Source organism: Microcoleus sp. K1-B1, from assembly GCF_036704705.1.
Taxonomy (GTDB): domain Bacteria; phylum Cyanobacteriota; class Cyanobacteriia; order Cyanobacteriales; family Microcoleaceae; genus Microcoleus.
The window spans coordinates 1-21,229 of the sequence record NZ_JAUBSH010000088.1 but is presented as its reverse complement, the minus strand read 5'-3'; the positions used below and the strand labels follow the sequence as shown (position 1 = coordinate 21,229).

15 protein-coding genes and 1 pseudogene are annotated in these 21,229 nt (G+C 44.0%); 10 read left to right on the top strand and 6 right to left on the bottom strand.

The genetic code is table 11. The features are described from left to right. Positions 1 to 618: 618 nt before the first annotated feature. The gene (locus tag QUA83_RS24230) at positions 619 to 867 is read left to right on the top strand and encodes a hypothetical protein (protein WP_333296415.1); all 249 of its coding nucleotides are present in this window, start codon (positions 619 to 621) and stop codon (positions 865 to 867) included. 102 nt (positions 868 to 969) lie between these two features. Here QUA83_RS24230 and QUA83_RS24225 read toward each other — a convergent pair whose 3' ends face one another. From QUA83_RS24225 to QUA83_RS24215, 3 genes are all read right to left on the bottom strand, one after another. Further along, positions 970 to 1,326 carry a DUF5615 family PIN-like protein gene (locus QUA83_RS24225; protein WP_445301807.1) on the bottom strand — a complete coding sequence of 119 codons (357 nt, stop codon included), beginning with the start codon at positions 1,324 to 1,326 and terminating at the stop codon, positions 970 to 972. Position 1,327: 1 nt separating this feature from the next. Continuing rightward, the gene (locus tag QUA83_RS24220) at positions 1,328 to 1,654 is read right to left on the bottom strand and encodes a DUF433 domain-containing protein (RefSeq protein ID WP_333296414.1); all 327 of its coding nucleotides are present in this window, start codon (positions 1,652 to 1,654) and stop codon (positions 1,328 to 1,330) included. 129 nt (positions 1,655 to 1,783) lie between these two features. Continuing rightward, a complete protein-coding gene (locus QUA83_RS24215) occupies positions 1,784 to 2,155 on the bottom strand; it encodes a helix-turn-helix transcriptional regulator (protein WP_333296422.1) in 372 nt (123 codons plus the stop codon). Between the two features lie 1,085 nt (positions 2,156 to 3,240). Here QUA83_RS24215 and QUA83_RS24210 point away from each other — a divergent pair. Continuing rightward, entirely contained in the window at positions 3,241 to 5,715 is a 2,475-nt protein-coding gene (locus tag QUA83_RS24210; RefSeq protein WP_333296413.1) for a phosphoketolase family protein, read from the top strand. A gap of 315 nt (positions 5,716 to 6,030) precedes the next feature. Here QUA83_RS24210 and QUA83_RS24205 read toward each other — a convergent pair whose 3' ends face one another. After that, complete coding sequence (locus tag QUA83_RS24205; RefSeq protein ID WP_333099673.1) at positions 6,031 to 6,258, bottom strand: DUF433 domain-containing protein; 228 nt, start codon at positions 6,256 to 6,258, stop codon at positions 6,031 to 6,033. Positions 6,259 to 6,361: 103 nt separating this feature from the next. On the opposite strand from QUA83_RS24205, the gene QUA83_RS24200 reads away from it, so the two are divergent. Genes QUA83_RS24200 through QUA83_RS24190 form a run of 3 tightly spaced genes read left to right on the top strand, consistent with a single transcriptional unit; the run spans position 6,362 to position 8,721 of the window. Next, positions 6,362 to 7,375: an AAA family ATPase gene (locus QUA83_RS24200; RefSeq protein WP_333099672.1), complete on the top strand. Its 1,014-nt coding sequence runs from the start codon at positions 6,362 to 6,364 to the stop codon at positions 7,373 to 7,375. Continuing rightward, a complete protein-coding gene (locus QUA83_RS24195) occupies positions 7,368 to 8,054 on the top strand; it encodes a DUF3226 domain-containing protein (protein ID WP_333296411.1) in 687 nt (228 codons plus the stop codon). The genes QUA83_RS24200 and QUA83_RS24195 overlap by 8 nt, the downstream gene beginning before the upstream one ends. 28 nt (positions 8,055 to 8,082) lie before the next feature. Beyond that, on the top strand, positions 8,083 to 8,721 hold the full coding sequence (locus QUA83_RS24190) for a histidine phosphatase family protein (RefSeq protein ID WP_333296409.1): 639 nt from the start codon (positions 8,083 to 8,085) through the stop codon (positions 8,719 to 8,721). Between the two features lie 41 nt (positions 8,722 to 8,762). Here the strand turns inward: QUA83_RS24190 and psaK are convergent, their stop codons facing one another. Continuing rightward, positions 8,763 to 9,017, bottom strand: coding sequence for a photosystem I reaction center subunit PsaK (gene psaK, locus QUA83_RS24185; RefSeq protein WP_333296407.1), 255 nt, complete (start codon positions 9,015 to 9,017; stop codon positions 8,763 to 8,765). Between the two features lie 228 nt (positions 9,018 to 9,245). Here psaK and QUA83_RS24180 point away from each other — a divergent pair, with 228 nt between their 5' ends. Beyond that, complete coding sequence (locus tag QUA83_RS24180) at positions 9,246 to 10,457, top strand: acetate kinase (protein WP_333296406.1); 1,212 nt, start codon at positions 9,246 to 9,248, stop codon at positions 10,455 to 10,457. A 304-nt stretch (positions 10,458 to 10,761) separates the two neighbouring features. Here QUA83_RS24180 and QUA83_RS24175 read toward each other — a convergent pair whose 3' ends face one another. Then, positions 10,762 to 16,275, bottom strand: a complete 5,514-nt coding sequence (locus QUA83_RS24175) for an AAA family ATPase (RefSeq protein WP_333296405.1) — start codon at positions 16,273 to 16,275, stop codon at positions 10,762 to 10,764. A 1,439-nt stretch (positions 16,276 to 17,714) separates the two neighbouring features. On the opposite strand from QUA83_RS24175, the gene bchB reads away from it, so the two are divergent. The 4 genes and pseudogenes from bchB to QUA83_RS24155 form a co-directional block, all read left to right on the top strand. Further along, a complete protein-coding gene (gene bchB, locus QUA83_RS24170) occupies positions 17,715 to 19,241 on the top strand; it encodes a ferredoxin:protochlorophyllide reductase (ATP-dependent) subunit B (RefSeq protein ID WP_333296404.1) in 1,527 nt (508 codons plus the stop codon). 28 nt (positions 19,242 to 19,269) lie between these two features. Continuing rightward, positions 19,270 to 19,641: a hypothetical protein gene (locus tag QUA83_RS24165; RefSeq protein WP_333296403.1), complete on the top strand. Its 372-nt coding sequence runs from the start codon at positions 19,270 to 19,272 to the stop codon at positions 19,639 to 19,641. After that, entirely contained in the window at positions 19,626 to 20,117 is a 492-nt protein-coding gene (locus QUA83_RS24160; protein ID WP_333296401.1) for a DUF2188 domain-containing protein, read from the top strand. The genes QUA83_RS24165 and QUA83_RS24160 overlap by 16 nt, the downstream gene beginning before the upstream one ends. Before the next feature lie 779 nt (positions 20,118 to 20,896). Next, a pseudogene (locus QUA83_RS24155) lies at positions 20,897 to 21,229 on the top strand (hypothetical protein); the annotation flags it as partial.

Genomic DNA, 21,229 nt, shown 5'->3' with positions numbered 1-21,229 from the left:
TTTATGAATTATGTAGCTATTTGCTATTATAGTGCGATCGCCCGAATCAGTTGACTCTAGATTGCAATCGAGGGAGCGTGAAAATTTTGATAATTTTTTTGATTATAGCTTGCTTGACAAAGCACAAAATATAGCGGTTCTCAAGCGTGGTGAGGTATGCCCACGGAGGCCACGGAGGCCTATGCCCATGAGTACCTCATATGAGAGATCGAAAGGCTATATGTAGTGTTTTGGGGCTAGATAATCATGTGTTTATACCAGTTCCAAATTAAGGCTGACTTATAAAATATTAACCAAGTTTGCAAAAATAGGTTTGTACTTCAATCCTTAAAATTCTCTGATCTTTCTTTGTCTCATAAACGTCTGCGGGGTTCGATCGTCCCTATTTTTTTTGAGACATATCAACTCAAACTCTTGTCAAGCCTACCTTTTGGGCTTACTTGTCACCCGTCAGCAAAATCATCCTATTTACTTATTGACAATTGCTCCTCTCTGTTAAATTGTCATGAATCGAACATATAAAGTTAAAAATTGTATCGTAAGCAACAGAAAGTACCCAATCTTTTATGTAGGGCTCTACAATGGACAAAAGAAACAAGATTAAGAGGCGCGATCGCTATGGGTATCAATGAAAATCTAGACTGGGAAGAAGCATTTGAGTACCGAGCGGGCTTAACAGTAGAGTTGAAGTCCCAGCCCGGTGTTTTCGATACGATCGCTTACTATGAAGTGATGATGGTACCGCCCATCTGGTTAGAAAATGACCCCCGTCCCCGCTATCCTCACGAACTGCGAGTCGTTTCGCAGCAGCCAACTGTGTCCAATGTTTGCCGGATTTCAGAGTGCCCTGTTTTAGTCGCCTCCTAAGTTTTTTCAGCGGGAAATATTGGCGATGGTATTTAGCCAGCAATCAAACCGATGCAGTGATTTTCGGATTGAGATTGCTTGAGTTTACTTTGTGGCGATCGCTTAAGATATAGATGACGGTTCAGAACGATAGACTCGAATCAATTGGCCTGTTAATGTTGCAAGTGAGGAAATAGCTTCATTAATCTTAGCCGCCATTCTTGCTACGTCATGGTCTGCCTTACAGACAATAATTCCAGCATGGTCAGGCTGTAAGCTGTGCAGTCTAATAAAATGACGGCGATTTAGAGTTAAAACAGCTCGATTTTCACTGACTGCAAAAGCTAACACTTCTTCGTCAGGAATTTTTTGGTTATCTTTTCCGGCTTCTTGTACTGTCAAAATATTGTGACCCATAGGGCGCAGCAATTCTACAACCTCTCTGGGAAATTGTTCGTCACCATAAAGACGCGCCATCATCTTAATCCTCCTCATTCTGGCGGATAGCTATTTCAATTTCATCGGGAAAAGCTGCCGCATAAGCCCAGGCATTTGCTAAATCAATAGCTGTTAATGTGGGATAGTTATCTAAGAGTCGAGACTCGTTCATGCCCAAACGACGAAAACTTTCTAGTACCCAAACAGGAATGCGAGTGTTTCTGATACAAGCATCACCGCCGCAGACACCGGGAGTTTTGCTAATTCCTTGCCAGGTGTTGGCTAAGTTTTGGGTTAATAATTGAATGATTTGAGCTTTCTCGGTTGGCGTTAAGGCCAGAAGTTGCGTTTCTAATTCTTTGATATTCATGAAATCTACTTGATTTATGAATTAGGTATGTATTTAATATTGTATGGCATCAATTGCTTGATGAGTCGGAATGACACAATAACGGGAGCAAAAACAGGATTAACGGGTTGGCTAAATTGTCTCTGCTAGTTAGGTTTCTTGCAAAACGTGGTGAATTAATTCTGCTGCTAGTTCTAGCTTATCGCGGTGAGTGAGGGCTTCCATGTCAACGGTGACGACTGAGCGACGCTTGGGTGCGGGTGCGACTGGGGGTGCCGCGGCGGGCAATTCCAGGGTTTCGTAGAAATAATCGATAGGTTTGCTGTAGACGGCCGCGAAGGCGGGTAACTCCCTCTCGGAGTCTACTTTGCGCTTGCCGTGTTCGATAGTACAGAGCGTCTGCTGGCTCATGGTGATGTCGTAGTTGTTCTCTAACTGCTCAATGACCTGCTCTTGAGTCATGCCAAGGAGTTCACGGGTGGCGCGGAGACGCTGGCAAGCGTGAAAACGCCATGTATGAATATCGGATAATCGTGTATTTACAAGAAAATCCTATAAATTTTGTTGACCAAGCTCCACAAGAGTAAATAGTATTACTCAATAAGCTGTCGCGCATTTAAATTGTAGATTGAGGGCGGGCGGGACGCCCAACCCCAACTCCCCACAAGACTTTAATTTTTTTTGACATACTATTTAAATGCAGAACAGCTTATAATCTTGTAAAGCTCGAATCCTCATCAAGTAGCCAGTACAAATTTCCAACCAGTCAAAGTCTGTTTGTCAATATCTTGAGAAAGGAATTAGCAATCTTAGGAAGTATCAAGTTTTTGTTGGTAGTATCGCGCTGTTAATATTGAGTATATCTCTGCCAGCTAATGCTCAATCAAAGACTCCTGTAACGGATCAATTTGGTGCCACAGGAACGACACCAAATGCCCATGTATGGCGCGAAGAGTGTAGAAAGTTTTACGGAATCAGGCTCAAGCCAGATGGTACTTTCATGACTGATACTACTCGCCTAACAGATGAATTCGGTGTTACGGGAAAAACACCAAATGGCAATGAATGGTTAAAAAGAGTCAGTCAGACTTTCTAGCTGTTGGTGCAGGTAAGGAAGTAAGAAAATTGAAAGGCGATCGCACTTGTTTCAACATCTCGATAAAAGTGCGATCGCCCTTTTTTACAAAATTTGCACTGACTCCGTATTAATCTCTGTTAAATTAGTCATGAGTTATGCTAGAAGCGATTACCTTTACCTTGAGAAGTATCTTTTTGGGGACTTGCACAGCACATCCGGCGACCCGCAGCACATACGCATCAGGTGCAAAGTGCACACTCTAGGAAAAATCTTGTGTAAATCCTATTTTATATTACTGAATTCCTTGATCCCCGCAAATCTCTATCTTTATTACCTCGAAATTGTGCGATGTTTAGCCATAAATTAACATTGATTTAAACTTTGATGGAGACATAAACAAGCTAGAATTCAATAGTTGGTGTGGAAGACATGGAGTTTAAATACAAAATGTCACAGATAACCAATTAATATCGATCGCACTTCACGATCGCACTTTAGAAAACAACCACAACTTAGGAGTCAATAGCTGATGATGCTAGGAACAACCGAGATCCCGCAATTAAAGCCGCTTTCCGACTCAGAACTACACAAAATGAACGCCTACTGGCGGGCGGCAAACTACCTATCCGTCGGACAAATCTATCTCCTCGACAACCCCCTACTCAAAGAACCCCTCAAAATCGAACACGTCAAACCGAGACTCCTCGGACATTGGGGCACCACTCCAGGCCTAAACTTCATCTACGTTCACCTCAACCGCATCATCAAAGCCCAAGACCTCAACGCCATCTACATCGCAGGCCCCGGACACGGCGGGCCGGGCTTGGTCGCCAACACCTATCTCGAAGGCACTTACAGCGAATATTACTCGAACATTTCCGAAGATGAAGAGGGTATCAAGCGGCTGTTCAAACAGTTCTCCTTTCCCGGCGGTATCCCCAGCCACGTCGCCCCGGAAACCCCCGGTTCGATTCACGAAGGGGGGGAACTCGGCTACGCCCTCGTCCACGCTTACGGTGCCGTCTTCGACAATCCCGATTTGATTGTGGCGGCCGTTGTCGGTGACGGGGAAGCCGAAAGCGGCCCCTTGGCTGCTAGCTGGCATTCTAACAAGTTTCTCAACCCGGTTCGCGACGGGGCCGTGTTGCCGATTTTGCACTTGAATGGCTACAAAATTGCCAATCCAACGCTGTTGGCCCGCATTCCGCAAGAGGAATTGGAAAGTTTGATGGTCGGTTATGGCTACAAACCTTATTGGGTGGAAGGTTCAGACCCGGAAACCATGCACCAGTTGATGGCTGCAACTCTCGATACCGCGATCGGCGAAATTAAGGCGATTCAGGAAAAAGCCCGGACGGAGGGCTATTCCGGTCGTCCCCAGTGGCCGATGATTGTGATGAAAACTCCCAAAGGCTGGACGGGGCCGAAGGAAGTAGACGGTAAGAAAACAGAGGATTATTGGCGATCGCACCAAGTCCCACTTTCGGAAATGGCTTCTAAGCCGGGACACGTCCAACTCCTCGAAGATTGGATGAAAAGCTATAAGCCGGAAGAACTCTTCGACGAAAACGGCAAGTTAATTCCTGAATTAGCAGAACTCGCGCCCAAGGGATCTCGGCGCATGGGGGCAAATCCCCACGCTAACGGCGGTCTGCTGCTGCGAGACTTGAAAATGCCGAAATTTGAAGACTACGCCGTTGATGTGCAAAAACCGGGCACTGTAATGGCAGAAGCAACCCGCGTTTCCGGCCGCTTCCTGCGAGAGGTGATGACACTCAATCAGGAAAACGCCAATTTCCGCATTGTCGGGCCTGACGAGACGGCCTCAAACCGCCTCGATCCGGTGTTTGAAGTGACGAACCGGATGTGGGCGGGGGAAATTTTGCCCGAAGACGACCACATCTCCCCCGAAGGCCGGGTGATGGAAGTTCTCAGCGAACATCTATGTCAGGGATGGCTGGAAGGCTATTTGCTGACGGGACGCCACGGCTTTTTCTCCTGCTACGAGGCGTTTATTCACATCATCGATTCGATGTTCAACCAACACGCCAAGTGGTTGAAAACTACTCGTCACATTCCTTGGCGCCGACCGATCGCATCTCTGAATTACTTACTAACTTCTCACGTTTGGCGACAAGACCACAACGGTTTTTCTCACCAAGATCCGGGTTTTATCGACCACGTAATTAACAAGAAAGCGGAAGTGGTGCGGATTTATTTGCCGCCCGATGCTAATACTTTGCTGTCAGTAACGGATCACTGTCTCCGCAGCCGCCACTATGTCAACGTGATTATTGCAGGGAAGCAGCCGGCATTGCAGTATTTGGATATGGATTCTGCGATTAAACACTGTACCGCCGGCATCGGCATTTGGGAGTGGGCTAGCAACGATAAAGGTGGCGAACCAGATGTGGTGATGGCTTGCGCGGGTGATGTTCCGACGCTGGAAACTTTGGCTGCGGTTGACATTCTCCGCCGAGATTATCCCGATTTAAAAGTGCGGGTAGTGAATGTGGTGGATTTGATGACGCTGCAACCTGCTAGCGAACATCCCCACGGTTTGTCTGACAAGGATTTTGATACTTTGTTCACCAAAGATAAGCCGGTGATTTTTGCTTTTCACGGCTATCCTTGGCTGATTCACCGCTTGACTTATCGCCGGACAAATCACTCGAATATTCACGTTCGGGGTTACAAGGAAGAGGGAACGACTACGACGCCGTTTGATATGGTGGTGATTAATGACCTCGATCGATTCCATTTAGTTGGAGATGTACTCGATCGCGTTCCAAAACTGAGTTCTGTCGCAGCTTACGGCAAACAAGCTATCCGTGACAAGCTGATCGAACACAGGCATTATATCAACGAACACGGCGATGATATGCCGGAAATCCGCGACTGGAAGTGGCCGCACGCGGGTGCGGTTTCGTCGGAAGCGCCGAAGGAAACGAAAGATCCGACAACGACAGGAGATCAAACCGTGCGATCGGGTGCACCGGGATAGGTGCGATCGCTGTCTGAAAAGAAAGTCCTCAGAAATTGAGGGCTTTTTTAGTTGCTATGAGATATCTGTCGTTAGTCCGCGAGTCCGCCAGGGGTTGAAAACCCCTGTCTCATAGCAAAAGTCAGTTGAAACTGACTATCGATTTTAGATTTTAGATGTTAGATTGGGAATTATTGATTGGAGATTGGAGATTTGAGATTTGAAATTAGGAATTAAGTGGTTTATTTAATTGGCTTTTCAGTCCTCTTTTAGAGGACTTTCGCTATGAGACGGGGGTTTTCAACCCCCGGCGGACTTGCGGGTTAATCGATATCTTCATGCCTGCGCCATCTGCGTTATTGAGGCTAGGGCGCGATCGAGTAATACCTCAACTTGGGCGCGAGTTACTCCCGGAAACCATTCGAGAAACTGGTCAATAGATGCTCCATCTTTAATATTCTCGAAAAAGGCGGCAACAGGTACGCGCGTTCCCCGAAATACCCATGCACCACTCACCTTGCTTGGATCGCGTTCAATGACTTCAAAGAGGTCTATAGTCTGCATGACATTCGTCGCTTGTTGCGGATGAAGTAAAACAACTAAGATAGAATTAATCTTAGCATAAATCAACGGTGGTTTAGGATTTGTACATTCAAAAGAGGCGGGAATGCTTAAAGAAATAGAAATCCAAAATTTTAGGTGTTTTGAGCAAATCAAAATTTCTGGGTTTGAAAGAGTCAATTTAATCGGCGGTAAAAATAATGCTGGCAAGACAGCCTTGCTAGAAGCAATTTTTCTCAATTTTGCTCCCGATCTTAGTAGTATAGTAATGCTAAGAGAGCTGAGAAGAGAGTCATCAGCCGCCCTAGATGCTATGCCAGATAGAGCATGGAATAACTTATTTTATGCCTTAAAAAAAGATAAAACTATAGTTATTCAGGGAAAGAATGATAATGCCAATGATAATCTCGATCTAGTAGAGATTCAAATAGAAATCAATTCACGTGATTCTGATTTAATTATTAAAACAATAAAAGGTGAAAAGATCTTTAACGAGTTAGTAGGAAGTGTTACTTATAGAAGCTCAATGAGTAATACAAATTTCCTTGTGTACGAAATACCGATCGTTCCTCCTTTTATCAGAATTCCAGGAAGAAAACTCATAGAGTCATTCGATCACGCGCGCTTGGAAGATAAAGATAGCGAAGTTTTGAAAGCTTTTCAAATTATTGACCCTACGATCGAATCTGTAGAAAGTTTTTCAATTGGCGAACCCACACTTTACTTAAGAAGAAAGGGCGAAAAGCGTTTGCCTTTATCATTGTTTGGAGATGCAATGAATAGAGTTGCATATATTATTCTTAAATTAGTAAACAATAAACACAAAATACTGCTAATTGATGAAATAGAGAATGGCATACACTATACAAACCAGCGGGAGTTTTGGAGAATTTTATTTCGCTTGGCGGTGGAACTGGATACGCAGATTTTTGCCACAACTCACAGTTTAGAGATGCTGCAAGCATTTGCTGATGTGGGTTTGGAACCCAATCAAGAATGCAGCAGCGCATATTTTGAACTAGCAAAGAAACCCAAAACAAATCAAATCATCGGCATCAGACGCGATTTGGAAACCTTGAATTACGCACTAGAGCATCAGAAAGGAGTGAGAGGTGAGTAATATTGTCATAGTAGAAAGTAAAAATGATGCAATTTTTATGAAGGCAATGGTTGAGAAACTAAACTGCGATATTGAGGTAGAACCACCTATCTATATAGATTATGAAAGTTTGGAAGGTTTGAGCGAAACAAAGTTAATCAATACTTTAAAAGATTTAGAAGCCGACCTGCAAAAAAGAGATATTGAAAAGATTGGGATTATTATTGATATTGATAACGATTCAGAGCAAGAGAGGCTGAAATTCGTAGATAAATGTATAAAACAGGTGTTTGAATCTGAAACTTTGTTAAGCACTAAACAATTTATCGATATTTCTGGAGATAATGGAACAAATGCAAAATTGGCTTGTTACTTTACAAATGTTGGAGGTAAAGGCGAACTGGAAACGCTTTTAAAGGCAATAAAGGCTAGAGAATCACCTTATGCTGATTGTTTGGATAGCTGGAGAAGTTGCATAAAAGAAAAGGAGGGAAAGGAAATCAAGCAGAAAGATTTTGATAAATTATGGGTGAGCATCTATCTCAGGTATGATACTTGCTCAAATCAGGAACAGAAACAAGCTGGAAAGAAATGCAGTATGTCTGGGTTTGATTATGTTATGGAACGCAAAAAAGATATTTGGGATTGGAATAATCCTGCACTCGATGATTTGAAGGAGTTTTTTAAACTCTTTTGCTAACATAGTAAAATTTACACACACTTAAGTCATGAGCTTAAAAATCTACTTTCTGCGGCACGGTGAAACGACTTACAGCAAAACAGGTGGCTTCTGCGGCGACCTCGATCCAGAATTAACAGCAGAAGGTGTTCAAATGGCAGCACAGTTTGCCCGAACTTACGCGAAATTGCCTTGGGATGCTGTTTATGTCAGTCCCATGAAACGCACAATTGCTACTGCAAAACCTTTGTGCGATGCTGTGGGAATTGAAATGCAGCTTCGCGACGGACTGAGGGAAATTAAGTACGGTGAGTGGGAAGGCAAAACATTAGAGTCAGTCAAAAAAGAATATACAGAAGATTATATTAACTGGCTGACTGAACCGGCTTGGAATGCACCCAACGGCGGCGAAACTTCGGTACAAATTGCCAGTAGAGCTTCCTTAGTTATTGCAGAAATTGAGGAAAAATACAAGAATGGAAATGTGTTGGTTGTCTCCCACAAAGCTACTATTCGGATTATTCTTTGCAGTCTGTTGGGGATTGATTTGGGACGTTATCGCGATCGCATTAGCGCTTTAGCAGCTTCTGTCAGTATTGTCAAGTTTGATGTTCGCGGCCCGTTGCTGGAGGTTTTGGGCGATCGATCGTACATGGATGAAAACCTCCGCAATTTACCCGGTACTTGAAATTGCGGATAAGGTGCGGAGGCGCACCCTACAGTCTGAAACTAAATCGCGCCTATGTAAGACAATCCTAAAATCGTACCTGTTCCCAAAATATGACCGAAGCAGAGACTTCCCACAACTGCACCCAAGCTCAAACCGCCCAATATCGAGGGCGCGGCTGGGCCTGTGGTAGGCTTCTGGATGGTTGATTTGCCGATCGCAATAGCTAAAATATTGCAAATAATCATAATCAAACCAGTCGTGGGGCTCCACTCTACGGTTCTGGCGACAGTGGCAAGTAAAATTGGTGTAAACATCGATCTGCTCCTTAAACTTTAGTAAATGAAAATCTGCCTAGAAGATATATCAAAAAAATGCAACTGTTAGCTACACATTGCATTAAGAGTTAATTTTTCGACATTTTTCTTAATAAATTTCCCAGGCTCTCAAGGTTTCTTAGTCTGTGCAGGCGGACGAAAGTTTGACAAGACGCGATTGCAATCGCCTAGCGATCGAAAGAACGAATCAACAGGAAATAATTAAGCATGAAAATACTGGTGTTAAATGCGGGTTCTAGCAGTCAAAAGAGCTGTCTTTACGAGTTAAACGATGTCCTGCCCGATCGACCTTTGCAACCCCTCTGGGAGGCTCAAATAGACTGGACTCATCAGCAGGGTATAGCAGAGTTGAAAGTCAAAACAGCAAAAGGCGATCGGCTTGAGGAGGAATTTGCATCCGAGTCTCGGGAAGATGCTATTTCTCGAATGCTGGAGAGTCTTTGGAAGGGAAGAACTCAAACCATTAATGATTTAAACGAGATTGATATTGTCGGCCACCGCGTCGTACATGGCGGACAAGATTATCAGCAAAGTACGTTAATTTCGCCGGATGTTAAAAAGGCGATCGCCCGTTTATCTGTTTTCGCCCCTGTCCACAATCCGGTTAACTTGGAAGGCATCGAAGCCCTGGAAAAAATCCTCCCAAATGTCCCGCAAGTAGCAGTATTTGATACAGCTTTTCACGCACAATTGCCGCCCGCAGCCTTTGTTTATCCCGGCCCCTATGAATGGCTGGAAAATGGGATTCGCCGTTACGGTTTTCACGGGATTAGCCATCAATATTGTGCGCGTCGGGCAGCAGAAATTCTGGGTAAAGATGTGGCAGATTTGCGGTTGATTAGCTGTCATTTGGGCAACGGATGTTCTCTGGCGGCCATTCGCGGTGGCTGGAGTGTTGACACGACGATGGGATTTACGCCTTTGGAAGGTTTGATGATGGGAAGTCGATCGGGTTCGATCGATCCAGGCATTCTCATTCATCTGTTAAAACAATCCGATTTTACTGCTGAGAAACTTGATGGTATTCTCAATCGAAATTCTGGTTTAAAAGGGATTTCAGGGGTGTCTAGCGATCTGCGGCAGATAGGAGATGCGATCGCCCAAGGTAATCAGAGAGCTCAACTTGCTTTGGATATTTACATCCACCGTTTGCGTGCCGGAATAGGTGCCATGCTGGCGAGTTTGGGAGGGTTGGATGCTTTAATTTTTACGGCGGGAGTTGGGGAAAATTCTGCTGTTGTACGGGCTGCCGCCTGCGAAGCTTTTGGATTTATCGGGTTAAAATTGGATGGGGATAAAAATCAACAGTCACCGATCGATCAAGATATTGCGGCAGTGGATTCAGCGGTGAGAATTTTGGTAATTCACACGCAGGAGGATTGGGAAATTGCGCGAGAATGCTGGAAACTTTATCACTAAGGATCGCGAATTAAATAACTTACAATTTTAATTGTTATTGTGGGATGGGCGTCCCGCCCGTCCTTTTTGAACGGGCGGGACGCCCATCCCACTTTCAAGAGTGGAAGTTATTTAATTCTCATTCCTAACTTATTTTATAAATTCCTGCAACAGCGATGCCCACTCAGCTTCGCAGAATCGTCAACAATCACGAACGGCGCAAGCGGATTTACGCAGACCAAGAGAGGTAGAGACGGTGATTCTTCCATTTTCTCTAAAACAGCATTACTCTTTCAGTAATGCTGTGGGTTGATGGTGGTGCCGATTACAAAACTTGCCTGGGGGCGATCGGAATTTCAATAATAAACTCGCTCCCCTCTCCCGGTGCAGAAACACAAGTCAATTTTCCCCCATGAGAACTGACAACAATCGAGTGAGAAATAGACAATCCCAAACCCGTTCCCGAACCCACGGGCTTAGTTGTAAAAAATGGATCGAATATCTTGTGCAGCACCTCAGTGCTCATCCCCGGCCCGCTGTCGGCAATTCTAATTATGGCAGAATTCCTGTCTGTCACCTCTGTAGAAATTGTAATCGTAGGCTGTTGATGAGAGTTTTCCGGGCAATCTCTTGCTACGAGGAGAGCATCGATCGCATTGGTGAGAATATTCATAAACACCTGATTCAACTGAGACGCATAACAAGTAATTAGGGGTAGCGTGCTGTAATTTTTAATCACCTCAATTCCCAAACGCCCGCCCTCTTTTCTCAGGCGCGGTTGCAGCAACATCACCGTACTGTCGATGCCTTGATGGATATCTACCGACTTCATTTGCGCTTCGTCGAGGCGAGAGAAATTCCGCAAGCTTAGCACAATATCCCGGATTCTTTCCGCTCCTACTTTCATGGAATCCAGCAGCTTTTGCAAATCCTCGCTCAAAAATTCCAGCTCAATAGTTTCTATTTCTTCTAGAATTTCCTCAGCAGGTTCTGGATAGTGCTGCTGGTAAAGCTCAATCAATTTTAGCAAGTCTTTAACGTATTCGCTAGCCGGATTAAGATTGCCGTAGATGAAACTTACAGGATTATTAATTTCGTGAGCTACACCAGCGACCATTTGCCCCAAACTCGACATCTTTTCCGTTTGGATTAATTGAGCTTGAGTTAGTTTAAGCTCGCGCAAAGTTTGTTCTAAGCGCTCGTTTTTTTCATTTAACTCCTGCGTCCGCTCTTGTACTTTCTGTTCCACCGAATTGTAAAGTAGAGCATTTTCCAAAGAAATAGCAACTTGGGAAGAAAGCAACCTTAAAACTTCCAATCTGTGGGGAGTAAATGCTCCGACAGTCAAATTGTTTTCTAAATAAAGAATGCCGATCAGTTTCCCTTGATTGATGATTGGAGTACACAAAATAGATTGCAGTTGGTGTTTAGCGATGTAAGGATCGGCAGTGAATAGTCCCTCAGCCGCCGCATTGCTCAACACCAAATCCGAGCGAGTCCTTTCCACATAATTAATCACCGTCACAGGTAAATCATGATAGTCTGCAACAGGCGTAAATTGCAGCACCGCTACATCTTCAGCAAATACTGACGCTTTAGCTGAAATCAACAGTTGACCATCTCTGACTAAAATCAGAAAACCTAATTGAGCCCCCGCATTTTCTAAGGAAATTCTCATCAAAGAAGCCAGCAACTTATCGAGGACAATTTCGCTAGAAATCGCCAGAGATGCTTTCATTACCGTTGCCAAATCCAGCACTCTGGCATCGCTGCCGGTAGAAGTATGAATAGTTGTGGTAGTTTGACTGTTGTTAAAACTGCCGTTGATTGGCGTCATTTCCCGCAACTGCGGATACTTCTGTTCTAAATCTTCTACTTTGCGAACTGCACCCCAGCGCAAGTAGCACGAGTGAGCTTCGCGCAAGTGGATTTTGGCATATTGATACTTGCCTTTACTCAACCAAAACTTAGCTGCTAGTTCATTAGCTAGCGCTTCATTTTGGACAAATTCATTGTCTTGGGCTAAATTTATAGAGAAATCGTACAGTTCTACAGCTTCTGAATCTTTCTTGGAAATTCTGGCTATTTCTGCTTGTACTAAAAGATACTTGTGCAGAAAATTTTCGGCACAGTTGTCTGCCCAAATTTTCATCTGTTTTTGGTTTTCCTCTAACTTTTCCAAGTATTCCTTTTGCTTGTCTTCTGAAACATTTGGGAAAACGGCAGCTAAAGTTAGAGAAAAGAAAAAATTCCATTCAGTAGCGGGTATCGCTCCGGTAATAAAAGATAGCTGTTTTTCTACTTCAAAAGCTAGTTGTAGCGCTTCGTTGAAGTTGCCGTACCAGTACATCACCTGGCATTTGCGAATCTGATAAAGGCAGAGCGAGTACAAATTTTGATGAGCTTGGCAGTTGTGTACGTATTCAGCTTCGCTGATATCTTCGCTTTCAAATACAAACTTTTCAGGAGTTAGTTTGCTCAAGTTACGAAGGATTAACTCTACCCCTAATAATATATCGGTTACGAGCTGATTTTTGGTTTTTTGGCTGAATTGCAAATACCTGCTCGTGTCTACCAGAATTTGCGAGATTTCTTTACCTTGAAAAAATGAGTTAGCTATGCGGTTGGACAGGATATAACCCGCATACTCTAAATCTCCTGATTCTAAAGCTGCTTGATATCCTTCATTGCTGATTGCGTGGGAATCTTTGATGTGGTTGAACCAGTAATAAAAAATACTGACCAGGGATGAACAAGCTCTGCATTTCAAGCCGATATTGCCAGATTTTTCGCTGAGATTCAGCGAGAGCAAGCCGAATTGATAGGCAGCTTTGTAATCTCCCGAAACTGCGTTTAAGAACATACCGTAGCCAGCATAGCAAAGAGAGGCTTCGGGTACTAAACCGTATTGTAGAGAAAGATTGACTCCTTTTAAAACGCTGACTTTCCACAAGTCGGGATTTTTGAGGTAGGCCGATGTCAGCAAGTTTGTAATTAATTTGACTGCCACTTTTTTGTCTGGTACAGTCATTTCGGGGGCGTCAATTAGGGAAGCTATTTCTCTACCTGCTAAAATATTTGTGGCTGTTGCAAATTCTTCGGATATGACTTTTTGTAGCCCGTCTAGTGGCAAGTCAATTCCGAGCAAGTCCAAAGCTTTGATTCCAGCTTTAACGGCTTCTTCGTACTTCGCCCGCAGGGTGTACTGCACGATCAGCAGGTTGTAAATTTCTACCTTTTCTAAGGGCGATCGCGCTTTTTCCAGAGTTATATTAATAAATTCTTCAGACTTCTCAAAAAAACCGTTTAAATACTCAACATTTGCCCGCTCCATATGCAAGGCAAAGGCTAAATCGTAGTGGGCATCCCAAATATCGGCGCTCAAACCGTCCATGCCTGCGGTCAAATACTGCAAGGCAGCAACATAAGCAGTGGCATCTTTGGCTCTGCGGGCCGCGTCTAAATTCAGCGTTGCCAGTTCAATTAATTCTCGATCGTCTCTAATTAGCGATCGAGCTACATTCAAGTGATCGACTAATTCAAAGATTCTGTCAGCGCGATATTCAGCCGGAGTGTTTTCTAGGATTTGCCTGCCTATTTTCAGGTGAACTGCCTTTTTTTGCGAGTCGTCGATCAGAGCGTAAGCTGCTTGCTGTACGCGATCGTGCAAAAATTTATAATTCAGAATTAATAGCGGAAACAGCACGTAATCTAATGACTTGCTTTCCAATTCCGAAGTTGGCAGAATCAGTCCCGACTTAATCGCAGGCAACAGGTGAGAAAAAGTTTCCGAGGCTTCTTTTTCATGAATTAAAGAAAGAGTATTCAAGTCAAATTCGTTGCCCAAACAAGCAACTAAACGCAAAACTTGCTGCGTTGAACTTGGCAGTTTTCTCAATTTTTGTACCATCAAATCTACTACATTGTCAGTGATAGCGCACTGCTCAATTTGAGTCATATCCCAATGCCAGCCGCCCTTGCTCCCTGACTGTGGCGGGTGAAAAACTAGCAGGTTTTCCTGATACAATGTTTGCAGAAATTGATTGACAAAAAAAGGATTGCCGTCGGTTTTGCTGATTACCAATTCAGCTAACGGTTTGACAGATTCTCGATCGCTGTGCAAAGTCTCCGCAATCAAATGAGTTATGTTTTCCACCCCCAGCGGCGACAAAGCAATCTGATTAATGATAGCTTCCTGATTTCGCAGCGTCTCCACAGTCATCATTAAAGGATGAGTGGGACTAACTTCATTATCCCGATAAGCGCCAATTAAAAACAGATATTGCGTAGCTTCATCTGTCATCATCAATTCGATCAATTTGAGAGTAGCAGAATCAGCCCACTGCAAATCGTCGAGAAAAATTACCAGCGGATGTTCGGGCTGGCAAAATACGCGAATGAAATTTTGAAATACTAAATTAAAGCGGTTCAGAGATTCCGTCGGCCCCAATTCAGCTACAGGAGACTGAGCTCCGACAATTAGTTCAACTTCGGGAATGACATCAATAATAATTTGTCCGTTTTGACCGAAGGAAGTGCGGAGTTTTTCGCGCCAAACTGCTAATTGAGCCTCACTTTCAGTTAACAGTTGCCGCACCAATTCCGAAAATGCGCTGACAACGGCAGAGTAAGGAATAGTTCGCTTGTACTGGTCAAACTTTCCCCAAATAAAATATCCACGTCTGCGGGTAATCGGTTTGTCTAAAATCTTCACCATTGCAGATTTGCCAATGCCGGAATAACCGGCAATCAGCATCATCTCGCTCCGGGATTTATGCTGTCCTCTCGCTAGGACTGACAAGGGAATTTCTTTTTTCGATTTACTCTCTTTTTTGATGACAGAAATTTGAGAATCGTCGGTGCGGTAGCCTCGATTATTTGTTGCGGCTACCCGTTCAAATGCCGCTAAAAGAGTTTCAACTTCTCGCTGTCTGCCGTAAAGTTTTTGAGGTATTTGAAATTTGTCGGAAATATCTTGGCTGCCGAGAGGAAAATCGGAAACAAACCCAGATGTTTGCCACTGAAACAGGCAGGATTCCAAATCTGCTTTTAGTCCCCAAGCACTTTGATAGCGCTCCTCAGCGGTTTTTGCTAACAATTTCATCACAATATCTGAAACAGTTTTAGGAATTTCTGCGGCTATTTCAGCGAGAGGTACTGGCTGTTTGGCTATGTGACAGTGAACTAACTCCATGGGATCTGTAGTGGAAAAAGGGAGTTGTCCTGCCAGGATTTCATAGAAGGTCACGCCGAGGGAATAAAAGTCGGTGCGATAATCGACTACCCGGTTCATTCGGCCGGTTTGTTCGGGCGACATATAGGCTAAAGTGCCTTCTAAAAAATTGGGATTTTTATTGGGGATATTTTCCAGGTTGGATGCAGTTGAAATGCTGAAATCTATTAGTTTAACTTGTCCTGTAGCAGGATTAAAAACTATATTAGATGGATTTATATCTTTATGAATTACATTTTTTCCGTGAATTTCTCCCAAAGTTTCAGCAACTTTGATGGCAGTAGTCAGAAATCCTAAAAGGGTAAATTTTTGGGAACCCATAAATATTTTTAAAGATTCCCCGCCAAAATCTTCTAAGATCATTGCCAGACTATTTCTAACCTGTTGCAACTTATACACTTTCACAACTCCGTCCAACAGGCTTAAGTTGGCAGTGATCTCATATTCGCGCTTGTATCTATTCAGTTCTTCAGGAGTCGGATAGTCTTCTTTGATAAGTTTGATAATAACAGGTTGGTTGTTCTGCTCGTTGTGGCCGCGGTAAACCAGGGAAGTGCTGCTTTCATAAATGAGAGCGAGAACTGCAACGCCGGGAATTGCCATCATAGTTGGGTTCTCTCAAATTAGGTGTGCTTGGTCAATGTTACAGGACTGACGCGCGGCGGGCTAGAAACCCGGTTTCTTCGTTGCTAGTCGTTGACAAACCCAAGATTTTTTCGTGTAAATCGGGTTTATTATCCTAAATCCTATGTTATTCTTCATTATCGCTCAAGAGCTATCTTTTGGGATGTGTGGGAAAGCAGGCCTTGACAGGAAAGAGCTACTGCTGACAAAAGCACGCTGGGGCTTTCGTCACCTCAGCAGTTAGGTAAACAAAATCACAAATACAAGATTTGTGCAAGGATTTACTTTAATGCTCGATCGCCATTCTGACAACCAAATCATCTCAGATTCCAAGCAATCGCTTGACTTTAGTGGAGCGTCACCACATCTCGTGAAAATACGCAAGTGCTGGAAGATTTATTTTTTCCGGCGATCGCGCACGAATTTGGGGTGCTTCAAAAAAACGACCGGTGCAAATCTTAACTATAATTCGCTACCGAGCCACGGAGGAAGTTAAGTGTTGCTTCAAAAGCTGAAATTTCCTTCAGTTCTATCTATTTTGACCGATCGATTAACAATACTAACTGACCGAAAGCATCCAGGATATAAGCCCCCGGATTCATCCGTCCAGAAATAAAAAACCTCTATCCGATAAACAAACCCCCGAATTTATCCGTGGGGTCAATGCTTCAATTCTAAAATCTAAAATCTAAAATCTAAAATCTAAAATCGATTGACCGTTTGAGCAGAGTAAATTTGACACAAAATGCAGAATTATTGCACCTTGTCTGGTGCGCGGCAGCGAACCCTACATTAATCAAATTTGCCTAATTCTTAAGAAAATTTGAGGAAAGATTAAGAATTATTGCCATAAAACCCAGGTAAAGTTGTTGGAATTGCGAGTCAAATGCCAAGCAGGGAAAGCGTTTGAGCATTTCCCAAATCTGTAAATCCTCAGAAAATTAGTATTTCTCAAGGATTCATCCGGTGAGAAAATCAGAAACAACCTTAAAATTTAGCAGTAATCGCCCGATCGGGCAATTCTCAACCAGCACCAGGAAAAATACCTGTCAGTAACTCAGCCCTAAAGGGACTGAGCTTGTTCGAGCGATCGAGCAAGCTGTGCTGACCAGCCTAAGACCTTAGAGGTCTACGTTATTTGAGTCATGACACCCTGTGGATGCGAAGCTAGTCCCCTGCCCTGTCATCTGCAATTAAACAGTCTTAAAGTCACTGAGGCAGTGTTGCAGGTCTAAAAAGCTCTTATAACATTGGCGAAGCTAACATTACCCCGCAAGGGAGATTGAGGCAACCATACCTCACCGGAGGGGCAACCATACCCCTCCACCCCTCGCCGGAGGGGATTCAAGGCGGTTTTAACCGCCAAGTCGTTTCCTCTCAGGTCTAAAGACTCTGAGTTTCCCACTTACCGAGTATTGTTTATGAAATTGGCTTATTGGATGTACGCAGGCCCAGCCCACATCGGCACTCTGCGCGTCGCCACTTCCTTCAAAAACGTCCATGCAATCATGCACGCACCGATTGGAGACGACTATTTCAACGTCATGCGTTCCATGCTGGAGAGGGAACGGGACTTCACGCCGGTGACTACCAGCGTCGTTGACAGACACGTACTGGCGCGGGGTTCGCAGGAACGGGTGGTGGACAACATCACCCGCAAAGACAGAGAAGAACACCCAGATTTAATCGTGCTCACCCCGACTTGCACCTCCAGCATTCTGCAAGAAGACTTGGAAAACTTCGTGGAACGAGCTCAATTGGATGCCAAAGGCGATGTATTGCTGGCGGATGTTAACCATTATCGGGTAAACGAACTCCAAGCTGCCGATCGCACTTTGGATCAAATCGTCCAATTTTACATTAACAAAGCCCGCAAAAAAGGCGATTTAGTAGAAGCCAAAAGCGAAAAACCATCTGTCAACATTATCGGTATGTCTACCCTGGGTTTCCACAACCAGCACGACTGCACCGAGTTGAAGCGTTTGATGGCAGATTTGGGCATTGAAGTCAACGAAGTTATTCCCGAAGGTGCTTCGGTTCATAACTTAAAAAGACTGCCGCGCGCTTGGTTTAACTTGGTTCCTTATCGGGAATTGGGGATGATGGCCGGGGAGTATTTGCAAAAAGAATTTGGTACGCCGATGGTGGATATTACGCCGATGGGTGTGGTAGAAACTGCGCGCTGTATCCGCAAGATTCAGCAAGTTTTGAAGGCTCAAGGTGCGGATGTTAATTACGAAGATTTTATTGACCAACAAACTCGATTTGTGTCGCAGGCTGCTTGGTTTTCGCGATCGATCGACTGCCAAAACTTAACGGGCAAAAAAGCCGTCGTATTTGGCGATAATACCCACGCTGCGGCGATGACGAAGATTTTGGCTCGCGAGATGGGAATCCACGTTGTGTGGGCAGGAACATACTGCAAACACGATGCTGATTGGTTCCGGGAACAGGTTAGCGAGTATTGTGATGAAGTGCTGGTGACGGACGATCACGGGGCGATCGGAGATGCGATCGCCAAAGCGGAACCTTCGGCGATTTTCGGCACGCAAATGGAACGCCACGTAGGTAAGCGGTTGGATATTCCTTGCGGCGTAATTGCTGCACCGATTCACGTCCAAAATTTCCCGATCGGCTACAAGCCATTTTTGGGTTATGAAGGCACGAATCAGTGCGTAGATTTGGTCTACAATTCCTTTACTTTGGGCATGGAAGACCACTTGCTGGAAATCTTCGGCGGCCACGATACCAAGGAAGTGATTACCAAGGGTATTTCGGCTGATTCTGATATGGGTTGGACGAAGGATGGACAGGCTGAGTTGAATAAAATCCCCGGTTTTGTGCGGGGTAAGGTGAAGCGGAATACTGAGAAGTTCGCGCGCGATCGGGGGATTGATAAGATTACCGTTGAGGTGCTGTACGCAGCGAAGGAATCTGTCGGCGCGTAGTTAGTTGTAGTGAGGGCATCTGTTGTGGATGCCCTTGCTTATTTATCAAATATCAGATAATATGGTCAAAGATGGTAATATAATTTGGAGTGGCTATTCATTTAATAATGTTCCTATTCGCCTCACAAAAGAAAGGTGGGAGCATATATTGAAAGAACACCAAGAAATGAAAGATAAATACGAGCGGGTTTTAGAAACTTTAGATAACCCGGATCTAATTCAAATTGATGACGTTACAGGTGGATTGCTAGCTCTGCGATTTTATTCCCTAATTCCAGATAGTAGAAAGTTTGTAGTAGTGGTGTATCTGGAAATAAGTAACTATGATGGATTTATCACAACAGCTTACCTTAGAAAACAGCCCTCATCAAATAAACGAATAATATGGACACAAGAGTAAAAATACTGGAAGATTCCCCAAATATTACAGGTTTCTACGATCTGGAAGCTGATGTTCTCTATCTTTCATTAGGAGAACCACGAGATGCTGTAGCTTTAGATATTAGTGATAGCGTAATTGCCCGTTACAATGAGGATAGTGAAACGATTGTCGGCATTACTATAATGGGTTTGCGACAACGGGTTGAGAATGAATTAAATCATAAGTTCCACGTTTCACCTCATCAAGATGGTTGGGTTGTAACTGAGGGAGGTGTTGAGTCAGTTGAGAGAGTATTTCCCACTCAGGAAGCTGCGCTTAAATATGCAGTAGGAATAGCGAAAGCGCAATGGCTTGAGGTAGTAATTTATGGTGATAATGGAGAGGTTGAGGAAGTGATTAATCCTGGTATAGATGCACTTTTGGAGCGTCGAGGTCAGCGGCGCAATTCAATTGGCGATAAAGTTGAAGGTTTAAAGACTGTTGAGGTTTCCTGAAAGAAATGCGCGATCGCTATTCTAGTGGTAGCTAAAAGGTTCAGCGAAGAATGACAGTTATGAAGTCTGCAACCCTTGCTTATTTTTGACTACTCTACCGGATAGGATCTCCGTCTTTTATCGTAGCTAGAACCGGACAATCAATAGTATTAACCCCTTTCCCGTTAAAGTTATTCTTATTCATAACAGTTGGAGAGGTAACGTGCCTTTTTGTACCCTGGTCTAAAAGGTATATGCGGTTCTTCAAAGGATGTCCGTTTTCTCCACAACGGACAAGTCTGTTATCATTTGTTATGGATGCTCCGGGTTCAACGGCATCGGTGTCTAAATAATCTCGCTGGTTGGGTACAAACAATCTTCCATATACACTCGGACCTGCGATATGGCGGCGCTGACCACGGTCAACCCAGAAAATCATACTATTACCCGGATTTCTAATTAGTAGACCGTTTAAATCTGGGCGATTGCGTTGGAATGACTGAGCGTTAACACCTTTATAAAAAGTGCTTTCAGTTGTAGCAAGGAGGAGAACAGACGAGAGGAAAACGAATGGAATTAACTTGTTCATATTGACAAAGTGAAGTAATAGCTGTTGGCTATATCAATTCTGTATTGTGGCTGACGATCCAAATACACCCATCGATAATTCGGTAAGTAATTTAACCAACTTAATACTACTTATAATGTCAACTGATCGCAGCTTTGACAAGTCGGAAAAAAGCGGATAAAGTCGGAAAAAAACGGGTTATACTAAAATAGTGTTGTATTCAGATATGCTGATGGATACCCAAGAGGTCTTAAACTCTATTGATGAGCTAGTGTTTGCCAAGACTGGCAAACACCTCGACACCCTGCAAGTAGCAATCCTCAAGGGAGTCTTAAATAATCGGAAATACGCGCAAATTGCGGAAGAATATCACTGTAGTCAGGGTCATGTAAGGGATGCTAGCTATGAGCTATGGCAGATGCTCTCAACTGCGCTGGGCGCAGACATTAACAAATCAAACTTTCGCGCTACGGTAGAAAGATGGCGAATAGCTGGGGGGGTGACAAGATGGCTAAGAGCTAGACTGAATCTGACTTATAGCCCTCATCCCCCGTTGGTAAAAATA

Coding starts and splice junctions, on each gene's coding strand:
- QUA83_RS24190 (WP_333296409.1), top strand. CDS start 8,083: ATGAGCTTAAAAATCTACTTTCTGCGGCACGGTGAAACGACTTACAGC.
- QUA83_RS24210 (WP_333296413.1), top strand. CDS start 3,241: ATGATGCTAGGAACAACCGAGATCCCGCAATTAAAGCCGCTTTCCGAC.
- QUA83_RS24175 (WP_333296405.1), bottom strand. CDS start 16,275: ATGATGGCAATTCCCGGCGTTGCAGTTCTCGCTCTCATTTATGAAAGC.
- QUA83_RS24160 (WP_333296401.1), top strand. CDS start 19,626: ATGGACACAAGAGTAAAAATACTGGAAGATTCCCCAAATATTACAGGT.
- QUA83_RS24225 (WP_445301807.1), bottom strand. CDS start 1,326: ATGATGGCGCGTCTTTATGGTGACGAACAATTTCCCAGAGAGGTTGTA.
- psaK (WP_333296407.1), bottom strand. CDS start 9,017: ATGTTTACACCAATTTTACTTGCCACTGTCGCCAGAACCGTAGAGTGG.
- QUA83_RS24205 (WP_333099673.1), bottom strand. CDS start 6,258: ATGCAGACTATAGACCTCTTTGAAGTCATTGAACGCGATCCAAGCAAG.
- QUA83_RS24230 (WP_333296415.1), top strand. CDS start 619: ATGGGTATCAATGAAAATCTAGACTGGGAAGAAGCATTTGAGTACCGA.
- QUA83_RS24200 (WP_333099672.1), top strand. CDS start 6,362: ATGCTTAAAGAAATAGAAATCCAAAATTTTAGGTGTTTTGAGCAAATC.
- QUA83_RS24220 (WP_333296414.1), bottom strand. CDS start 1,654: ATGAATATCAAAGAATTAGAAACGCAACTTCTGGCCTTAACGCCAACC.
- bchB (WP_333296404.1), top strand. CDS start 17,715: ATGAAATTGGCTTATTGGATGTACGCAGGCCCAGCCCACATCGGCACT.
- QUA83_RS24165 (WP_333296403.1), top strand. CDS start 19,270: ATGCCCTTGCTTATTTATCAAATATCAGATAATATGGTCAAAGATGGT.
- QUA83_RS24180 (WP_333296406.1), top strand. CDS start 9,246: ATGAAAATACTGGTGTTAAATGCGGGTTCTAGCAGTCAAAAGAGCTGT.